We start from the raw sequence: 15,797 nt of genomic DNA, 5'->3' as shown, positions 1-15,797 counted from the left end.
TATCTAGTATATCAAAATCTTCCCTATCTGTCAGCTTGATTCTGACAGGTTCTGCATCTTTTGCAAAAGTAAAGTGTAGTATTCCAATTCTCGAAAACGATGATAACTTACAGCCGCATACTCTTTCAAAAATTCCTTTTCTTCACTTGTTAAATCGCTAACCATTCTGCCTCCTTTTACTAGATTATTCGTAAAAAAGAAAAATTCCTCTTATTGCAAGAAGAATTTTATAGCATCGGTGCAAATAATTCGACAATTTCTTTAATCAAGCGTTGATACCAGGTATTTTTAATGGTATCTTCATGTATTTCTTGTGAGGTTTCAAACAATTCCTCAAAATCTCGCTTCAAGTCAAACATAGAAGGCGTTTTATACATCAAAACAGCATTTTCATAGTGATGAACTAAGCTACGGTAATCAAAATTGATTGTTCCGACAACACCAAAATCATCATCAGCCACTACATGCTTACTGTGAATAAAGCCCGGTGTATACTCATAAATCCGAACCCCAGCCGCCATTAAATCAGGATAAGCTCCTCGCGTAATAAGCTGAATGATTTTTTTATCCGGAATATAAGGTGTCACAATGCGGACATCTACCCCCCGCATAGCAGCATTTTTAATGTCTTCCGTCAAATCATAATCAATGATTAAATACGGCGTGGCGATATACACATAATCTGTCGCCTGACTGATTATATTTTGATAGACATTTTTACCCACTTGAGCTTTATACATGGGCTTCGGTCCGCTTCCATACGGAATATAGAGCCCTGACGCATCTACAGCTTTGTTGTCCAAATGATAGCGATCGAAATCACTGATTTTCCCACGGTTGATATACCAGTTCATCAGAAACAGCCGTGTCAAGGCTTTTACAGCGCGCCCGTTCAGACGAATCCCGCCGTCTTTCCAGTGACCAAATCGCTCGATGTGATTGATGTATTCATCTGCCAGATTGATGCCACCAGTATAGCCAATCTGCCCGTCAACGATGAGAATTTTCCGATGATCTCGATTATTATAAGCCACCGTCATCCGCGGAATCACTTTGTTAAACTTATGAGCGTCAATTCCCATAGCCTGCAATCGGCTGGTATAATCTCCCGGAAGAGTTGCCATACAGCCAATGTCATCATAGAGCATTTTCACTTCCACACCTTGGGCTGCCTTTTCACGCAGAATATCCAAAATACTATTCCACATGATACCTTCTTCCACAATGTAATATTCTAAAAAAATAAATTTTTCTGCTTTGCGTAAATCTTCCAGCATTTTCTGGAACATCTCTTCTCCCAAAGGGAAAAATTGCGATTCCGTGCCGTCGTAAACATCCGCATTATGATCCATGCTGAGAAGCGACTTAATAATCCCGTAAGCTGATTTATCTGTTTTTTTCAAGTCTAACCGCAACTCATAGCTATTGTCCTCACGAAATTTCATCTGATCCATATTTTTTAGCTGTTTCAGCTCACTTCTGGACAATCGGCGCTCACCAAACATTAAATAAAGCAAGGGACCAATGACTGGAACAAACGCTACCAAGAGCCAAGTTACTTTGCTTTCTGGTGTCATTGAGCGATTGACAATCGCTAAAATCGTTGCCAGACTGAATAAAATCACAAAGACAATCCATAAAGTAGGTGTCCAGCGACCAAGCCAAAAGAAAAACCAAAAAATGAGTGCAAGTTCTAGTACCATGATAATAATACTGAAACCATATTTTGACATCAATAGCTGAAATTTCCTAAGATTCATTTTCTCTCCCTGTTTTTACTTAGTACTAGTATAACGGGGATTTCCTAATAAATCAAGCCAGAATCACTCATTATTCGATATTCAAAGTATTTTTTCATTAGAGCAAAAAAGAGTAAAAGAAAAGTTGTGGTTCGTAACCATCAACTTTTCCTCACTCCCTTATTCTAAGTGCTAACTGACATATTGCCTGTTCCCTTTTCACTCCCGCATGCTTCAACAATCTGGAGAGTGGCTAAAATTTGCTCCAGTCCCAGACAGGCTATTGCTTCGTTAAAACGACTGTATCATTTTCTCCATTTTCTTGCTCAATATCCTCAATCGTTAACTGTTTGCCATCAATCATATAACGCTCAATGTCATCACCAATCGTCATTCTCTGATTTGTTGGATCAATGCTCACCTGTTTTACTTCTTCCTTACCATTTGGTTCTTTTTCTGTCCATGTACCACTGTTTCCCTTGATAACCAAAGTGATCTCATCTTCTTCGTCCATACCTTTATAAGTACCGTCTAATTTTTCTGACGAATTTTCCGCAATAGTTGACGAAGTACCACTCTCACCTGAGACTGTAGTTGATTGACTGCTTGAGACAGATTGAGATGACGGTGAAGTTTGGTTAGACTTGGCACACGATGTCAAAATGATAAGTCCTATCAGAAAAAATGCGACGTAGCTGAATTTCTTTAAATGTGCCATTTTCCCCTCCTTTACCTGCATTTCTATTATACCATTCACCATTCTAATCAGTCAATTTCTTTCTCCAAAAGAAAAGCACGAACTTCCGCAATAAAATAAAGAGAACCTGTTACAAAAAGGAGCTGATTGTCATTAGCGCTTTTAATAAATTGTTCGATAAAGTCCTGATAAGAGGCAATGTAGAGACCATTTGTAAAGTCCTGTTCATTTGCTGCACCGTCATCCTCAAAAGTCGTTACGAACAACTGCACATGAGGCAATTCCTGCTGAAGATAAGACAGCATCCCCTGATAATTTTTGCGTTTCAAAGCACCGAATAAGAGAAAGATTTCTTTTTGTCCTTGCTGGCGAATAAACTCCACCAAACGTGACAAAGCGGGTAAATTGTGAGCCCCGTCCAAATAAATTCCTCTCTCAAAATATTCCAGCCGCCCTGCCCAATGTGTCTCTTGCAGAGCTTTTCGTACTAGCTCTATTTTCACTTGCCAGCTGTGTTGCCCCATAAACAAAAGAAAACTTTGCAAAGCAACAGCGGCATTTTCTTCCTGATAAGTACCTGCTAGGCTCAACTTTAGATGAGGAATATTCACATCTGAGCTGAAAAATTGTCCTTTTGAAAACGAAAAATCTCTACCATATTCATATAAAACAGTCTCCAGCTCATTCGCGCGCAGTTCACAGACTCTTCTCGCTTCTTCAGCCAGTGGTCCGATGACAGCTATTTTTTTCTCCTTGAAAATCCCTGCTTTCTGCTCCGCAATTGCTACTATGGAGTCTCCTAATGTTTCTTGATGATCCAAACCCACAGACGTCACAACTGCAATATCTCCTGTCAACACATTTGTCGTGTCTAAAAGCCCACCGATTCCTACTTCAATTAAAGCCACTTCTACCTGCTCTTCGTTGAAATACAATAAAGCCATGAGCGTTAAAATTTCAAAATAGGATAAAGGCTGCAAAAGCTGTTTTTCCATTGCTTGAATGCGATGCCCAATTCTAATGAAATCATTGTCAGAAATGGGTTCATGGTTGATACAAATCCGATCGTGAATGCTTGCCATGTGAGGTGACGTAAAAGTTCCCACTTTCTTTTCATGCTGCACGAATAGCTGACTCATAAACGCAATTGTTGAGCCTTTTCCGTTCGTTCCTGTCACATGAATAATGGGATAATTTTCTTCTGGATGATCTAAAAGACTTATCGCCTGTCTCATTCGCTCTAAGCCGGAGCGAAAATTTAAACCAATGCGACTTTCTAGCCACGTTTCAATTTCATTCATATTCTTCTCCCAGCAAAAAGGGAGTGAAGCAGAACCAGATTTTGGTTCCTGTCACCCCCACAACTCACTTGAATGGTTGGTACTCTTGCTCCACATAGGAATTAAACCAACCACTCATTCGTATACCATAAAATAACGATTCACACAGCCTTTCAATCTCTTCATCGTCTGTAATATGAAAAGCTAGTGTACACAATTTTTATTCTTCCATAAAGCTATTGAAAACTTCTTCAATCATGTCCCATTCAGCATCTGAATCTTCTGGAATTGGTTGCAAATCACCTTCTGTTCCGTCCTCATTTTCAGTAAACGAGTAGGCTTGAATTTCTACCTCACCATTTTCATCTTCTTCTGCGCTAGCTGGAATCAATAGAACGTAGTTTTTCCCAAATTCTTCTTTTCCGTCAATGGTCAAGAGAATTTCAAACAAAGTTTCATTTCCTTGCTCGTCTACTAGCGTAATCAACTCACGTTCTTCGTGTTCATGGTCATGGTTATGATCGTGTGCCATGTTTTCTCCTTTATTTATTAAAAATTTCGATCTAAATAATTCTGCAATATGAGCTGCGCTGCGAGCTTATCAATCACTTTTTTTCGCTTCTTTCTGCTCACATCCGCTTGCTCGATCAGCATTCTCTCCGCAGCTACCGTTGTTAGACGCTCATCTTGGTATTCAACTGGCAAATGAAATAATTGCTCAATCTTAGCACCATAAGCTTGACTTGCTTCTACACGTGGTCCGCTTGTGTTGTTCATATTTTTAGGGAGTCCTACAACAAACTTCTCAACCTTATATCCTTTTGCAAGCTCACTTAAACGGTCAAAACCAAATTCCCCTTTTTCTTCATCAATAGGAATAATTTCAAGTCCTTGAGCTGTAAAACCAAGTGGATCACTAACTGCGACACCAACTGTTTTTGAACCAACATCTAACCCCATAATTCTCATTAGAGATCAATGCCTTGCCCTTTCAAATAATAACGAACTAATTCTTCTACAATCTCATCACGTTCATATTTACGAATTTGATTTCGTGCATTATTATAGCGAGGTACATACGCAGGATCACCACTAAGCACGTATCCTACGATTTGGTTGATTGGGTTATAGCCCTTTTCATTCAGCGACACATAGACATCTTTCAATGTTTCACTAATCTCTTTTTTGTTTGAATCATCAAGATTAAAACGTACTGTCTCATCTGTAAATCCCACAATTACACCTTCTTTCACTAGAATACTCATATTATAGCACATTTCAATACTTTTCACAAATGAAAGGGGTTGAAAAAGGGAGTGGGACAAAAATCGGTAATTTCGAAGAAATTTGATTTTGTCGTCCCACCCCCGCACAGTTGAGTAGGGCCGTAAAGGTTGATAAATCAACCTTTACGGCCCTACTCAACCACTGCGACTTGCAAGAAACTCATAAAAATCTGACGAGGTTAAGGACTTTTGTCCCAGCCTCTTTTTGTTTCATTATACACCTATAAAATCATGGATTTGCAACTTCTTTAGCTCCAGCTGCCTTGACAGACTCAATATATTGTTTTGGTGTTAAATTTTTAATAGTTGAAAACATAGAGCCATATGTATCTAGTTTTGATGCTTCATCAAGGTTGATTTTGCTCATATCAATATTGATTGTAACTTTAATAATATAGTCTTTTGTAATATCTGTTTTAACATCAACACCGCCCAAAGACTTAAATTTATCCAATCCTGCAGCCTTTTCAAAAGCAGAAATCAAGTGCGGCTTAGTGCTTTCTAAATCTTGACCCGCTAATACACTCTTCATATTTTCAGGAAGTGTTTGTTCAATCCCTTGGACAGTCTGTTTTTGTTGAAAAGACTTGGTCACAACAGAATCCTTTTTCACAACACTCGAACCAGTCTTACTATCCCCTGACTGATTCTGACCGGATTTTTGACCACAAGCTGTGAGCAGCAACAAACTTGCTCCTAACAAAACAACCGATTTTCTGATAAAAATATCCTCCTTGTATTTTAGAGCTTTATAAGAATAATATACCATCTTTTGTAAGCGTTGTCAACACGGCCTGTCTAAAAAGGCAACCAATGATTGACAGTTATTGATTGACTTCCATTGCACCACTCGCAATCTGATTTTCAACATATTCTTTTGGTTTCATTTTTAAAAATTCTTTTAATTTCATATTTTTTAAATATTCAGTATCAGCGGCCTTATTAACATCCAAAACTTGAAAATCAAAAGTATGAACTCGCTTCAATTCTTGATCATTTATAATTTCCAAAGAGGTCGAAAAACCTTCCAAACTTTTTGCTTGTGTAAATTTTTCATCTTCAGCCAAAGATTTCTCCAATAATTTTTGCGCTTCAGCAACTCCAACTTCCGCAACTACTTTTTTCATTTCTTCTTTCATCGGCATGATTTGCTCAATCGTTAAACTTAAAAATTGATCGCCTTTGTAAGTAATTGTTTGTGTTTGTTGAATCCCTTCAGCTGTTTTAGGGAATGATAAGGTTTTTGTCACAACTGTTTCTTTTTTTTTGACCACATCCTGCTAAGACTGTAAGAATAATGGTTAATAGAATCAGGCTTCTTTTCATGGATTAACTCCTCCTCATTCTTTATTTTATCATATTTTTAATATCAATAAACATCGAAATAAAAAAAGAGTGGAAATTCCACTCTTTACAAGGCCGCGCGTAAACGCGCTTCTGTATTTTCAACATTACGAACCGAGCGAGGTAAGAATGCACGAATATCATCTTCTTTGTAGCCCACTTGTAGGCGCTTGTCATCTACTAAAATAGGGCTTTTCAAGATGCGTGGAGTTTCCATAATCAAGTCAATCACTTCACTCACACTTAATTCTTCAATATCTACACCTAAGCCTTTCGCATAACGATTTTTTGAAGAAACAATGCTTGCAACCCCATTTTCAGTTTTTGTTAGAATATCTAATAACTCTTCTTTTGTAATTCCTTCTTTACCAAGATTTTGTTCTTTATAAGTTAACTGGTGAGCATTGAGCCATGTTTTTGCTTTTTTACAACTAGTGCAACTTGAGACAGTATAAATTGTAATCATGTAAGTACTCCTTTCGCCACACGGTACTATTATCATACTATATTATACCACAAAATCCCTCCGTCTTGCGACCTATTTTTAAAAAATTATTCCTCAATCTCAATTGCGTCATCCAAATCTAGTGTGACTTCCTCCACCTTGTTTGCTGATTTAGTTGCTTCTGCATTTTTTTCATCTTCAGCATCATCCTCAATCAAACCGTAATGCACTCGAACTTTATGATCAATTTCATCAAAAATTTCTGGATGATCCGCCAAGTATTTCTTAGCATTTTCAGACCCTTGACCAATCTTTTCATCATTATAAGAATACCAAGCACCCGCTTTTTTGATAATATCAAGGTCTGTCGCAATTTTAATCAACTCGCCTGTTTTAGAAATTCCTTCACCATACATGATTTCTACGAAAGCTTCCTTGAATGGCGGAGCAACCTTATTCTTCACAACCTTAATCTTGGTTTCCTTACCAACATTGGTATCTTTCTCATCACCAGTTCCCTTGATTTGGGTATTTCCGCGAACATCCAAACGAACAGATGCATAGAATTTCAAGGCACGACCACCAGGTGTTGTTTCTGGATTTCCAAACATAATACCAACTTTTTCACGCAATTGGTTGATGAAAATCGCAATTGTCTTCGTTTTATTGATAGAAGCAGACAATTTACGCATAGCTTGACTCATCATCCGCGCTTGCAAACCAACGTGACTATCTCCAATATCTCCGTCAATTTCAGCACGCGGTACGAGGGCTGCCACGGAGTCAATAACTACCAAATCTACCGCACCAGAGTCAATCAATTTCCCAGCAATCTCAAGGCCTTGCTCACCAGAGTCTGGCTGAGAAAGTAAGAGTTCATCAATATTAACTCCAAGGGCTTGTGCATAAGCCGGGTCCAGAGCGTGTTCTGCATCAATAAAAGCTGCAATACCGCCTTCTTTTTGAGCTTGCGCTACTGCATGAAGAGCTACGGTCGTCTTACCAGAAGACTCTGGTCCATAGATTTCAATAATCCGCCCCTTTGGATACCCTCCTGCACCAAGAGCGATATCTAGCGCCAAGCTACCTGAACTCATAACTTGAACTTTTTGTTCAGCGCGCTCACCTAGGCGCATAATCGCTCCTTTACCAAAATCTTTTTCAATATTTTTAAGTGCAGTGTCTAGCGCTTTTTGACGTTCCTCGCCAAATTTCTTTGAAATTTCTTCTATTTTTTTTGTTTTTTCGCCATTTATTTCTCCTGTATAATGATAAATTATTTTTTTGCCTATCTAATTATTATAGCATATTTTCGTTTTTTAATAAAGTTTTTCGTAGCAGATTGAAAGCATGCAGAACGGCTATTTTACGTACATCTGTCCGACTGCGACCCGCAATATTAACCTTAATAGACTGAACATCCTCTGTAGTTGCTAAGCCGATATAAACTGTCCCTGCTGGATGTCCTTCTAAGCTGTCTGGACCTGCCACACCTGTCAAGCTCACCGCATAGTCACTAGCGGTCAATTTTCTTGCCTGCTCAGCCATTTTCTCCGCTGTAAAAGCTGAAACTACCCCATGCTTTTCTAAGTCTGCCAAGGGAATGCCCAGCATTCGGCTCTTTTCCTCCATACTGTAGGTAACAAAGCCACCACTAAAAACATTGGAGGCTCCAGCAAAGTTTGCCAAAGTTGCTTGAAAGAGTCCTGCAGTCAAACTTTCAGCTGCTGTGACGGTCTTTCCTGCTCTTATCAGCAGTTCAAAAGCTGTTTGTCCCAGAGAACTATCATCTCCATAAGCGTAGAAAAGGTCTGCTAAATGTTGTTTCTCAAAAGTCTGTACTGCCAAAATTTTCTTTTCTAAATGAGCAAACTTAACATCTGCTTCCTTTTGACTGCCAGCCTTTGTGGACAATCGCAATGTCACCTCTCCCGTCTTAGCATAAGGAGCAATGGTCGGATCGATCTGAGCATCAATTAAATCTCCTAAAAGAGTTACTAATTGACTTTCACCGATACCAAAGAATCGCAAGACTCTTGAATACAATTTTTGACCAGTCGCTAAAAGCGGAACTAGCTCATTATTTACCATAGGCTTTAATTCACTAGGCGGTCCGGGGAGAACAACATAAGTCACGCCGCCGACTCCAATCACGCCTCCCACCGCAAGTCCGGTTTCGTTTTGGAGAGGAGTCGAGCCTTCCACTATCTGAGCTTGCCGCTCATTGTTTGGTGTTCGAGCATAATCCGGTCGACTTGCGAAAAAGCGGTCCAATTTCTCCGTAGCCATTCGGTCAAATACCAACCTACGATTTAAGAATTTTGCCAAAGTCTGCTTAGTCAAGTCATCTTCTGTTGGGCCTAATCCTCCAGTTAAGATGACCAAATTACTACGATTTCGAGCAATTTCTAAAATGGATAACAGACGAGCTTCATTATCTCCAACCGCTGTTTGGAAATACACATCTACACCCAGACTCGCTAATTTTTCCGATAAAAATCGGGCATTTGTATTGACAATCTGACCTGTCAGAATTTCAGTACCCACAGCAATAATTTCTGCTTTCATAGAACCTCCTACTTTACTATTCGCAATTGATTTTATTTTATCACAAAAAATCTTAAAAACTTCATTTTAAGAAAAGAATCTGTAAGCAAATTGATAAGACTAAGAATTTTTCAAAGAAAAAGTCTGGAATTACCAGCCTTCTAATTTATAACTATAATTGTGTCACATCAATAATATGATTACCTCGATTATGGGAGTGAGGTAGAACTCATCTTGAAAATTTTTAGTTCGTAATCTCACTTCCGCAAGCTTGCTCAACAGTCTGGGAGACTGTTGAGACGGTGGATAAAGAAAATAAAGTTTTCGTCAAAAGTGTTTTTGCGAGCTTGAAAAGCTAATACCCTGAGACTTGCTTCGCATCACCACAAAGCCGTACTTTGAGCAATCAGCTACTACATCATTGATTTATCGCTTTATATACTTTGAAGTTGGAGACTTTCGCCCCAGCCTCTTCAAAAATGAGGATTAGCTTAGCAAAACTAGGATTTATATAAAAAACAGACAATTTTGTACTGCCTGAGTGCCTTTAGTTTGCTGTGTTAGATAGAATCAAATGTGATAAAATAAAGAAAACAAAACATTTAAGGAGATTTAATGATGTGGGCAGTTTTTGCATTTCTTTCTGCTTTATTTGCAGCACTGACATCTATCTTAGCCAAAATCGGGATTTCTGGCGTCAATTCTAATCTAGCGACAGCTATTCGGACAGTGGTCGTTGTTTTAATGGCTTGGAGTATGGTCTTTTTGACCAAAGGGCAACTCGGTCTCGCTAACATCAGCAAGAAAAGTTGGATTTTCTTGATTTTATCTGGATTAGCGACGGGTGCTTCCTGGCTCTGTTATTACTGAGCATTGCAGGAGGGAGAAGTCTCCAAGGTCGTTCCTATTGATAAGCTTAGTGTTGTCCTCACACTCATTCTTGCTTTTATCTTTTTCCACGAGGATTTTACTATGAAATCCTTGATTGGCAGCATTTTGATTACGATTGGAACTTTGGTCATGGTTTTGTAGTGATGTCATATCATCATAAATACAGCAATATTACGAAAAATATAAAACAGTATCGGTCAATAAATATTGCACCGACTACTCACATAAAAGATAGCAAAGCTATTAAAATCATTTGATTGTTTTTCTTGCTGAATTAAAATCGCAAGTCTCCTCATGGTCATTGACAAGACCTGCCGCCTGCAGGAAAGAATAGACACAGACTGGTCCTACAAACTCGAAGCCTCGTCTCTTCATGTCTTTAGCTACTTCTTCGGACAGTGACGTTTTAGATGGAGCAAGTCTGTAGTCCTTTACAGGATTGTCAATCGGTGTAAAGTCTACAAAAGACCAGAGATAATGATCAAAACTGCCAAATTCTGCCTGTATTTTCAAAAAAGCTTGGGCGTTGGCACGTGTTGCATAGATTTTCCGACGATTTCGGACGACGGCAGGATTTTGTAAAACGCCTTCTAACTCCGCATCTGTCATGACTGCCACCTGATGAACATCATAGCCATGAAAAGCTTGTCGGAAGGCTGCTCGTTTATTGAGAATAGTCTCCCAAGACAGTCCTGCCTGATAGGTCTCTAGGCAGAGCAACTCAAATAAAGCCCGCTCATCATGCAAAGGAATCCCCCACTCTAGATCATGATAAGCGACATATAAAGGATTATTCTTTTTTACCCAACTACATCGTTTCATCTTTTCTCCTTTATTTTACCAGCATCTTAAGAGCGGATTTGATATAGTTTTCCGCGGTATCATTGGTTCCTTCAAAAAATTTCTTAATTTTCTTGAGTTCAGCCGCCTTGTATCCCAGAGCTAGCATGGCTTCCATGGCTTCTTCCAATTCTTGATTGTCACTAGTAGCTGCAACAGCAACTTGCTTAGGAGCAACACCTGTTGCCACAACCTTGCCTTCTAAGTCCAGCACCATCTGCTGGGCCGTTTTTTTGCCGATTTTAGGAAATTTTGTCAGATAAGTGATGTTTTTCTGCTCAATAGCCTGCACCAAACCGGCATTATCATCGGCAGCGATTATCGCAAGAGCAGAAACAGGTCCAATACCAGAAACCGAAATCAAATTGAGAAAAAGCTGCTTTTCATCCTCTGTGCGAAAACCGTAGAGGAGCTGGGCATCCTCTCTGACCACCTGATGAACAAAAACTTGAATCTCCTGATTGACCTGACCTGAATAGGCATAGGGATTTGCCACATGCAGGGTATAGCCAATTTGCCCCACCTCCACTACAATATATTTGGCTGTGATTTTACTTAAAATTCCTTTAAAATATTCGTACATGACTTCTCCTTTTCAACCCTTCTAGTATATCATATTCTGAGCGCAGAAACTGCAAATAAAAGCGCAACCTCCGGTTGACAAAAAGGAAAGCTGGCTATATGTTCAAGTTCTCTCAATATCAGGCAGATGAGAAAGAAGCCAGATCCAAGTGGACTACTTCGGAAAGCGAGGGCTATCAACAGGAGGTCAGAAGCTTTGGTCTGGTCAACGTCCTCTATATCCTCTTTCTGGCCATCACCCTCTTCTTTTTCGCAGGAGGACTCTATCTTCCCTGGAATCCATCCCTCATCTTTTTCCTCTTCTTTCTATCTGCCGGCGCAGCCTTATCTTGCAAGAGGTATCTGACCATCAAGAAAACTTACTTGGACCAGATAACTAACTTTAGAGTAGAAAGTGCTGAACATCAAGAACCCCATTCCTATAGCCAAACATCTTAAATCACTGCTGAAACTCAATTACAGATAAAATCTTAAAAACAGAAGCTGAGACAAAAGTGCTCAGCTTCTTTTGTTTATATAGTCAGAATTATAAGACGCAGTGGTTTGGAGAAGCTCTAGTGACTTTAGTCAATGTAGAGTTTCCCATGCACAATTGATTAGGCACTTTAGTGCCAATCAATCACTGCTGAGTGGACTCTAATACGTTGATAACTCAACTTTTCCAGTCCTTTTGACCCAAGTTTCACTTGACTTTATTTCCAGCCTCGAAGGGTTCCCCAAACCTTTCGAGCTGTGCGGAGGAGGCTGGGACAAAAGTCCGACCTCAAATATAAAAAGCGAACAAATCAGAATTCTGCTTTGTTCGCTTTTCGCATTTAATTATAGATTTGAAGGGCTTAATAATTAAGATTTTTAAAAATTGAAATCTTTTTGTCCCAAACTCTCTCTGTTTTAGAGCTTTTATAAATAGTTTTAATATTTCCCCAATTCTCTCAGGCTGGTATGATTTTCCTGAATCCGACGGAACATTTTTTCCATATCAGATTTGGTGAAGTTGACCAAAACGGGACGACCGTGAGGGCAGTTGTAGGGATTATCGCATTGTGATAGCTGGAAGATCAAATCACGCGCTGAATAGTCATCCAAACTGTGATTGGCTTTAATAGAGCGTTTGCAACTCATCATAATAGCCAGCTCAGCGCGATATTTCTTGATAGAGACTTCCTTGGTTAGAAGGAGCATATCGCACATCTCATAAATACCTGATTCGATCTCCTCTTCCTTAAGCCAAATGGGATGTTCACGAAGAATAAATTGATTAGTTCCGTATTCTTCAAGGAAAACACCGGCTTCTTCTAAAAGAGACATCCGTTGTTTCAGACGCAGCATATCATCGGCTGGAAATTCAAAAATATAGGGAACCAGAAGCTGCTGCTGACTAGCATCTACATCTCCGATTTTTTCGCGGTAATATTCGTACTTTACTCGCTCTTGAGCTGCATGTTGGTCAATAATATAAAGGCCACCGTTTCCTTGAGCAAAAAGGTAGGTGCCGTGCATTTGCCCGAAATATTCCAATTCTGGAAACGTTGAAGTTTCTTCTCCATCTAGCTTATCTAAAGCTCTCTCTAAGCTCGCCTGATCCAGCTCTGGATGATCTAGTTGATTGTAAGAAGGAGATTGCCTTTCTGCAAATTTGACAGAAGCAGATTTTGAATTGAGTTCATCTGTATCAGCAGATTGTTGGTCTAATCGGGCAGATTCCTCAAAAGAAGGTTGAGCTTCTGACACTTGTGGTTTCACAAAGAAGTCATTTCTTTCTTTATCGTAATAAAGTCGGTTCTCTTTGAGAGGGAGGCTGGTCTGCTCAGGCTTAATTGCTCGGTTAATGGTTGATTTGGCTAAATTCTCTAATGCGTCCGGAATCAAATCTTGCTCTTTCAAACTTACAGCAATAGCTTGCGATATCAAGGCCATGAGCTCTCGCTCCTTTGAAATCCGCACTTCTTGCTTGGTCGGGTGAACATTAACATCAGCAAGATATGGGTCAATCCGAATATCAATCACAGCAATCGGGAAACGTCCCACCATGAGCTTGCTACCATATCCATCTAAAATAGCTCGATTGAGTAGGAAATTCTTGATGTAGCGACCATTGATGAGGATAGTAATGTAATTCCGATTAGCCCTTGTTAATTCTGGCAAACTAATATAGCCTGATACTTCAAAATCCAAATCAGATGCTAAAATTTCAATCATTTTTTTGGCTGTTGTCAGTCCATAAATACCAGCAATTGCTTGACGCAGATTTCCTGTTCCTGCTGTCCGTGTCATCTCTTTACCGTCATTAACAAGAGTGAAAGCGACCTCCGGATGAGCCAAGCTTAAACGGTTAATCACATCTACAATATGAGATAGTTCCGCTTGTTGGCTTTTCATATATTTCAAGCGAGCAGGCGTGTTGAAAAAAAGGTCTTCCACTTTGATTTTGGTACCCCTAGGACAGCTACTTGGATCTAAAGTCTCAACTTCTCCACCTTGCGCAATCAGAAGCGTTCCATGTGCACCACTACTTGTCGCAGTTTCAATCGTCAAACGTGAAACAGAGGCAATGGATGGAAGCGCCTCGCCCCGAAAGCCCAATGTCCGAATTCGAAAAAGGTCGGCTTGTTTCTTGATTTTACTAGTAGCATGCCGCCGCAAAGCCAAGGAAACCTCCTCATGCTCAATTCCTTCACCATTATCAATGACTTGAATGCTCCTGAGTCCCGCTTCTTCAATCTCAACTATAATCTGAGTGGCACCAGCATCAATAGAATTTTCTATTAACTCCTTGACAACGCTGCTAGGTCGCTCAATAACCTCACCCGCTGCAATCTGATTAGCAAGATTTTCTGGTAGTTCAATAATTTTTGACATAGTTTTTGGTTTTACCCTTTCTAAACGTTGATTTAATAAGGTTCTGATGATGTTTACAGCTATCAAAAACTCAATTTGTTCACCTTTTTGTGGACTAAAGGGAGCTAATGGCTTTCTCAAAGTAAGCTACTGCTTCTTTTTCTTTGTCTCTTGATAGGTGGCTGTAGATGTCTAAAGTCATTGTAATATTTGCATGACCTAAGCGATATTGTAATTCTTTGTATGAGATACCAGCATTCAGCAATAAACTAGCGTGAGTATGGCGGAAAGCGTGAAAGGTAAAGCGAGGGATACCTGCTTCTTTACAACGGGTATCTAAAGCGCTTTGCCTAATTGCCAAATCAAAATATTCTCTTGTAGGGGTGGCAAAGACAACAGACGGAGCACGCGCCCCAGTCTCGAAAAATAGCTGGCGTTGCCTATTCTTGTATAAGCGCAGCATATTGACCGTTTTCTTGTCTATGCTAATGGTTCGGTTAGCTGACTTTGTCTTGGCTGTACTAACCGCCTTTAAGCCTTTGTTATACGTTTTATTTACTGTGATTGTACTCTTATCAAGGTCTATGTCAGTCCATTCTAAGGCGCAGGCTTCACCAATCCGTAACCCTGTAGACAAGAGCAAATGATAGAGGACATACTCATAATACAAACCATAACGCTTGTACTGCTTCTTTTCTAGATTATCAAGAAAAGCCTTCAAATCATCTGGAGCAATAAACTTTACCTTGTTATCATCAGCCTTCTTTTGTCTTCTAGGAAGTATAATATCTCTAGCTGGGTTATTGGTGACAAGCTGCAGCAATATTCCTTGCTGAAAAATCCTCCTGATGATTGACCGTATTGTCACAAAGTTTTCAAAATATCTTGATAGTTGATTAATAAAAACTTGTATATCACTAGCCGTTATCTTGTCAAGTTGTCTGTTCCCAAAAACTGGGTAAATATGGGTTCTTAGATTGCTCAATGTCGCCTCATAGGTTTGAGGCTTAACGGTCAGCTTATAGCTTTCTAGCCATATGTCGGCCAACTCTTGAAAATTCTTGACCGTGACTGTCTTTTGAATGGTTGAGCCATTCAGTTTAAAATCTATCTGGGCTTGTTGAGCTTTTAATTTAACCTCTTTTCTTGTCCGTCCTGTTACGCTGGTTTTTACTTTCTTACCTGTTACCTGGTCAACACCGAGATAAACACTAGCACGGTACACAGTTGTACCGTTTTTCTTTTTGACTTCTGTTATTCTCATGATATCCCTTTCTATCAGCAGGCAAGCCGTAAAAGTTTTAGATT

17 protein-coding genes and 1 pseudogene are annotated in these 15,797 nt (G+C 39.5%); 2 read left to right on the top strand and 16 right to left on the bottom strand.

The window, feature by feature from the left end:
* Nucleotides 1-30: 30 nt before the first annotated feature.
* The 12 genes from ANG_RS11535 to ANG_RS01225 all read right to left on the bottom strand — a co-directional run bounded on the left by ANG_RS11535 (nucleotide 31) and on the right by ANG_RS01225 (nucleotide 9,359).
* On the bottom strand, nucleotides 31-165 hold the full coding sequence (locus ANG_RS11535; RefSeq protein ID WP_003038412.1) for a hypothetical protein: 135 nt from the start codon (nucleotides 163-165) through the stop codon (nucleotides 31-33).
* Between the two features lie 62 nt (nucleotides 166-227).
* Nucleotides 228-1,760, bottom strand: a complete 1,533-nt coding sequence (gene cls / locus ANG_RS01275) for a cardiolipin synthase (protein ID WP_025271568.1) — start codon at nucleotides 1,758-1,760, stop codon at nucleotides 228-230.
* Between the two features lie 259 nt (nucleotides 1,761-2,019).
* Nucleotides 2,020-2,457 (bottom strand): SP_0198 family lipoprotein, encoded by a 438-nt coding sequence (locus ANG_RS01270; protein ID WP_003038389.1) that lies wholly within the window; start codon nucleotides 2,455-2,457, stop codon nucleotides 2,020-2,022.
* Between the two features lie 47 nt (nucleotides 2,458-2,504).
* Nucleotides 2,505-3,737 carry a bifunctional folylpolyglutamate synthase/dihydrofolate synthase gene (locus ANG_RS01265; protein WP_003038358.1) on the bottom strand — a complete coding sequence of 411 codons (1,233 nt, stop codon included), beginning with the start codon at nucleotides 3,735-3,737 and terminating at the stop codon, nucleotides 2,505-2,507.
* Nucleotides 3,738-3,936: 199 nt separating this feature from the next.
* Nucleotides 3,937-4,248 carry a DUF1292 domain-containing protein gene (locus ANG_RS01260; protein WP_003027765.1) on the bottom strand — a complete coding sequence of 104 codons (312 nt, stop codon included), beginning with the start codon at nucleotides 4,246-4,248 and terminating at the stop codon, nucleotides 3,937-3,939.
* A gap of 17 nt (nucleotides 4,249-4,265) precedes the next feature.
* Entirely contained in the window at nucleotides 4,266-4,685 is a 420-nt protein-coding gene (ruvX, locus tag ANG_RS01255; protein ID WP_003038407.1) for a Holliday junction resolvase RuvX, read from the bottom strand.
* Entirely contained in the window at nucleotides 4,685-4,951 is a 267-nt protein-coding gene (locus ANG_RS01250; protein ID WP_009569646.1) for an IreB family regulatory phosphoprotein, read from the bottom strand. The genes ruvX and ANG_RS01250 overlap by 1 nt, the downstream gene beginning before the upstream one ends.
* A 280-nt stretch (nucleotides 4,952-5,231) precedes the next feature.
* Entirely contained in the window at nucleotides 5,232-5,723 is a 492-nt protein-coding gene (locus tag ANG_RS01245; protein WP_025271567.1) for an SP0191 family lipoprotein, read from the bottom strand.
* 103 nt (nucleotides 5,724-5,826) lie between these two features.
* On the bottom strand, nucleotides 5,827-6,276 hold the full coding sequence (locus ANG_RS01240) for an SP0191 family lipoprotein (RefSeq protein ID WP_269446318.1): 450 nt from the start codon (nucleotides 6,274-6,276) through the stop codon (nucleotides 5,827-5,829).
* A gap of 137 nt (nucleotides 6,277-6,413) precedes the next feature.
* Entirely contained in the window at nucleotides 6,414-6,812 is a 399-nt protein-coding gene (gene spx / locus ANG_RS01235; protein WP_003026638.1) for a transcriptional regulator Spx, read from the bottom strand.
* Between the two features lie 86 nt (nucleotides 6,813-6,898).
* Complete coding sequence (gene recA / locus ANG_RS01230) at nucleotides 6,899-8,047, bottom strand: recombinase RecA (protein WP_038677164.1); 1,149 nt, start codon at nucleotides 8,045-8,047, stop codon at nucleotides 6,899-6,901.
* 43 nt (nucleotides 8,048-8,090) lie between these two features.
* Nucleotides 8,091-9,359 (bottom strand): competence/damage-inducible protein A, encoded by a 1,269-nt coding sequence (locus ANG_RS01225; protein ID WP_003038347.1) that lies wholly within the window; start codon nucleotides 9,357-9,359, stop codon nucleotides 8,091-8,093.
* A 597-nt stretch (nucleotides 9,360-9,956) separates the two neighbouring features.
* Between ANG_RS01225 and ANG_RS01220 the strand changes: the two are divergent.
* A pseudogene (locus ANG_RS01220) lies at nucleotides 9,957-10,370 on the top strand (EamA family transporter).
* Nucleotides 10,371-10,478: 108 nt separating this feature from the next.
* On the opposite strand, the gene ANG_RS01215 reads toward ANG_RS01220, so the two are convergent.
* Both ANG_RS01215 and ruvA read right to left on the bottom strand, forming a co-directional pair.
* Nucleotides 10,479-11,051 (bottom strand): DNA-3-methyladenine glycosylase I, encoded by a 573-nt coding sequence (locus tag ANG_RS01215; protein WP_003038379.1) that lies wholly within the window; start codon nucleotides 11,049-11,051, stop codon nucleotides 10,479-10,481.
* A gap of 10 nt (nucleotides 11,052-11,061) precedes the next feature.
* Complete coding sequence (gene ruvA / locus ANG_RS01210) at nucleotides 11,062-11,652, bottom strand: Holliday junction branch migration protein RuvA (RefSeq protein WP_003038332.1); 591 nt, start codon at nucleotides 11,650-11,652, stop codon at nucleotides 11,062-11,064.
* A gap of 98 nt (nucleotides 11,653-11,750) precedes the next feature.
* Here ruvA and ANG_RS01205 point away from each other — a divergent pair, with 98 nt between their 5' ends.
* Entirely contained in the window at nucleotides 11,751-12,089 is a 339-nt protein-coding gene (locus tag ANG_RS01205) for a hypothetical protein (protein ID WP_003038373.1), read from the top strand.
* A gap of 474 nt (nucleotides 12,090-12,563) precedes the next feature.
* Here the strand turns inward: ANG_RS01205 and mutL are convergent, their stop codons facing one another.
* Nucleotides 12,564-14,510, bottom strand: coding sequence for a DNA mismatch repair endonuclease MutL (gene mutL, locus ANG_RS01200; protein ID WP_025271565.1), 1,947 nt, complete (start codon nucleotides 14,508-14,510; stop codon nucleotides 12,564-12,566).
* 94 nt (nucleotides 14,511-14,604) lie between these two features.
* Nucleotides 14,605-15,753, bottom strand: a complete 1,149-nt coding sequence (locus tag ANG_RS01195) for a tyrosine-type recombinase/integrase (protein ID WP_003038317.1) — start codon at nucleotides 15,751-15,753, stop codon at nucleotides 14,605-14,607.
* Between the last annotated feature and the right edge of the window lie 44 nt (nucleotides 15,754-15,797).

Origin of the sequence: Streptococcus anginosus subsp. whileyi MAS624, from assembly GCF_000478925.1 — a bacterium.
GTDB lineage: Bacteria > Bacillota > Bacilli > Lactobacillales > Streptococcaceae > Streptococcus > Streptococcus whileyi.
The sequence above is the reverse complement of the archived record's forward strand: the minus strand, read 5'-3'. Positions and strand labels throughout refer to the sequence as shown.

What these genes read in the sequence shown, in the direction of transcription:
- ANG_RS11535 (WP_003038412.1), bottom strand. Translation starts at nt 165, where the DNA reads ATGGTTAGCGATTTAACAAGTGAAGAAAAGGAATTTTTGAAAGAGTAT.
- cls (WP_025271568.1), bottom strand. Translation starts at nt 1,760, where the DNA reads ATGAATCTTAGGAAATTTCAGCTATTGATGTCAAAATATGGTTTCAGT.
- ANG_RS01270 (WP_003038389.1), bottom strand. Translation starts at nt 2,457, where the DNA reads ATGGCACATTTAAAGAAATTCAGCTACGTCGCATTTTTTCTGATAGGA.
- ANG_RS01265 (WP_003038358.1), bottom strand. Translation starts at nt 3,737, where the DNA reads ATGAATGAAATTGAAACGTGGCTAGAAAGTCGCATTGGTTTAAATTTT.
- ANG_RS01260 (WP_003027765.1), bottom strand. Translation starts at nt 4,248, where the DNA reads ATGGCACACGATCATAACCATGACCATGAACACGAAGAACGTGAGTTG.
- ruvX (WP_003038407.1), bottom strand. Translation starts at nt 4,685, where the DNA reads ATGAGAATTATGGGGTTAGATGTTGGTTCAAAAACAGTTGGTGTCGCA.
- spx (WP_003026638.1), bottom strand. Translation starts at nt 6,812, where the DNA reads ATGATTACAATTTATACTGTCTCAAGTTGCACTAGTTGTAAAAAAGCA.
- ANG_RS01225 (WP_003038347.1), bottom strand. Translation starts at nt 9,359, where the DNA reads ATGAAAGCAGAAATTATTGCTGTGGGTACTGAAATTCTGACAGGTCAG.
- ANG_RS01215 (WP_003038379.1), bottom strand. Translation starts at nt 11,051, where the DNA reads ATGAAACGATGTAGTTGGGTAAAAAAGAATAATCCTTTATATGTCGCT.
- ruvA (WP_003038332.1), bottom strand. Translation starts at nt 11,652, where the DNA reads ATGTACGAATATTTTAAAGGAATTTTAAGTAAAATCACAGCCAAATAT.
- ANG_RS01205 (WP_003038373.1), top strand. Translation starts at nt 11,751, where the DNA reads ATGTTCAAGTTCTCTCAATATCAGGCAGATGAGAAAGAAGCCAGATCC.
- mutL (WP_025271565.1), bottom strand. Translation starts at nt 14,510, where the DNA reads ATGTCAAAAATTATTGAACTACCAGAAAATCTTGCTAATCAGATTGCA.
- ANG_RS01195 (WP_003038317.1), bottom strand. Translation starts at nt 15,753, where the DNA reads ATGAGAATAACAGAAGTCAAAAAGAAAAACGGTACAACTGTGTACCGT.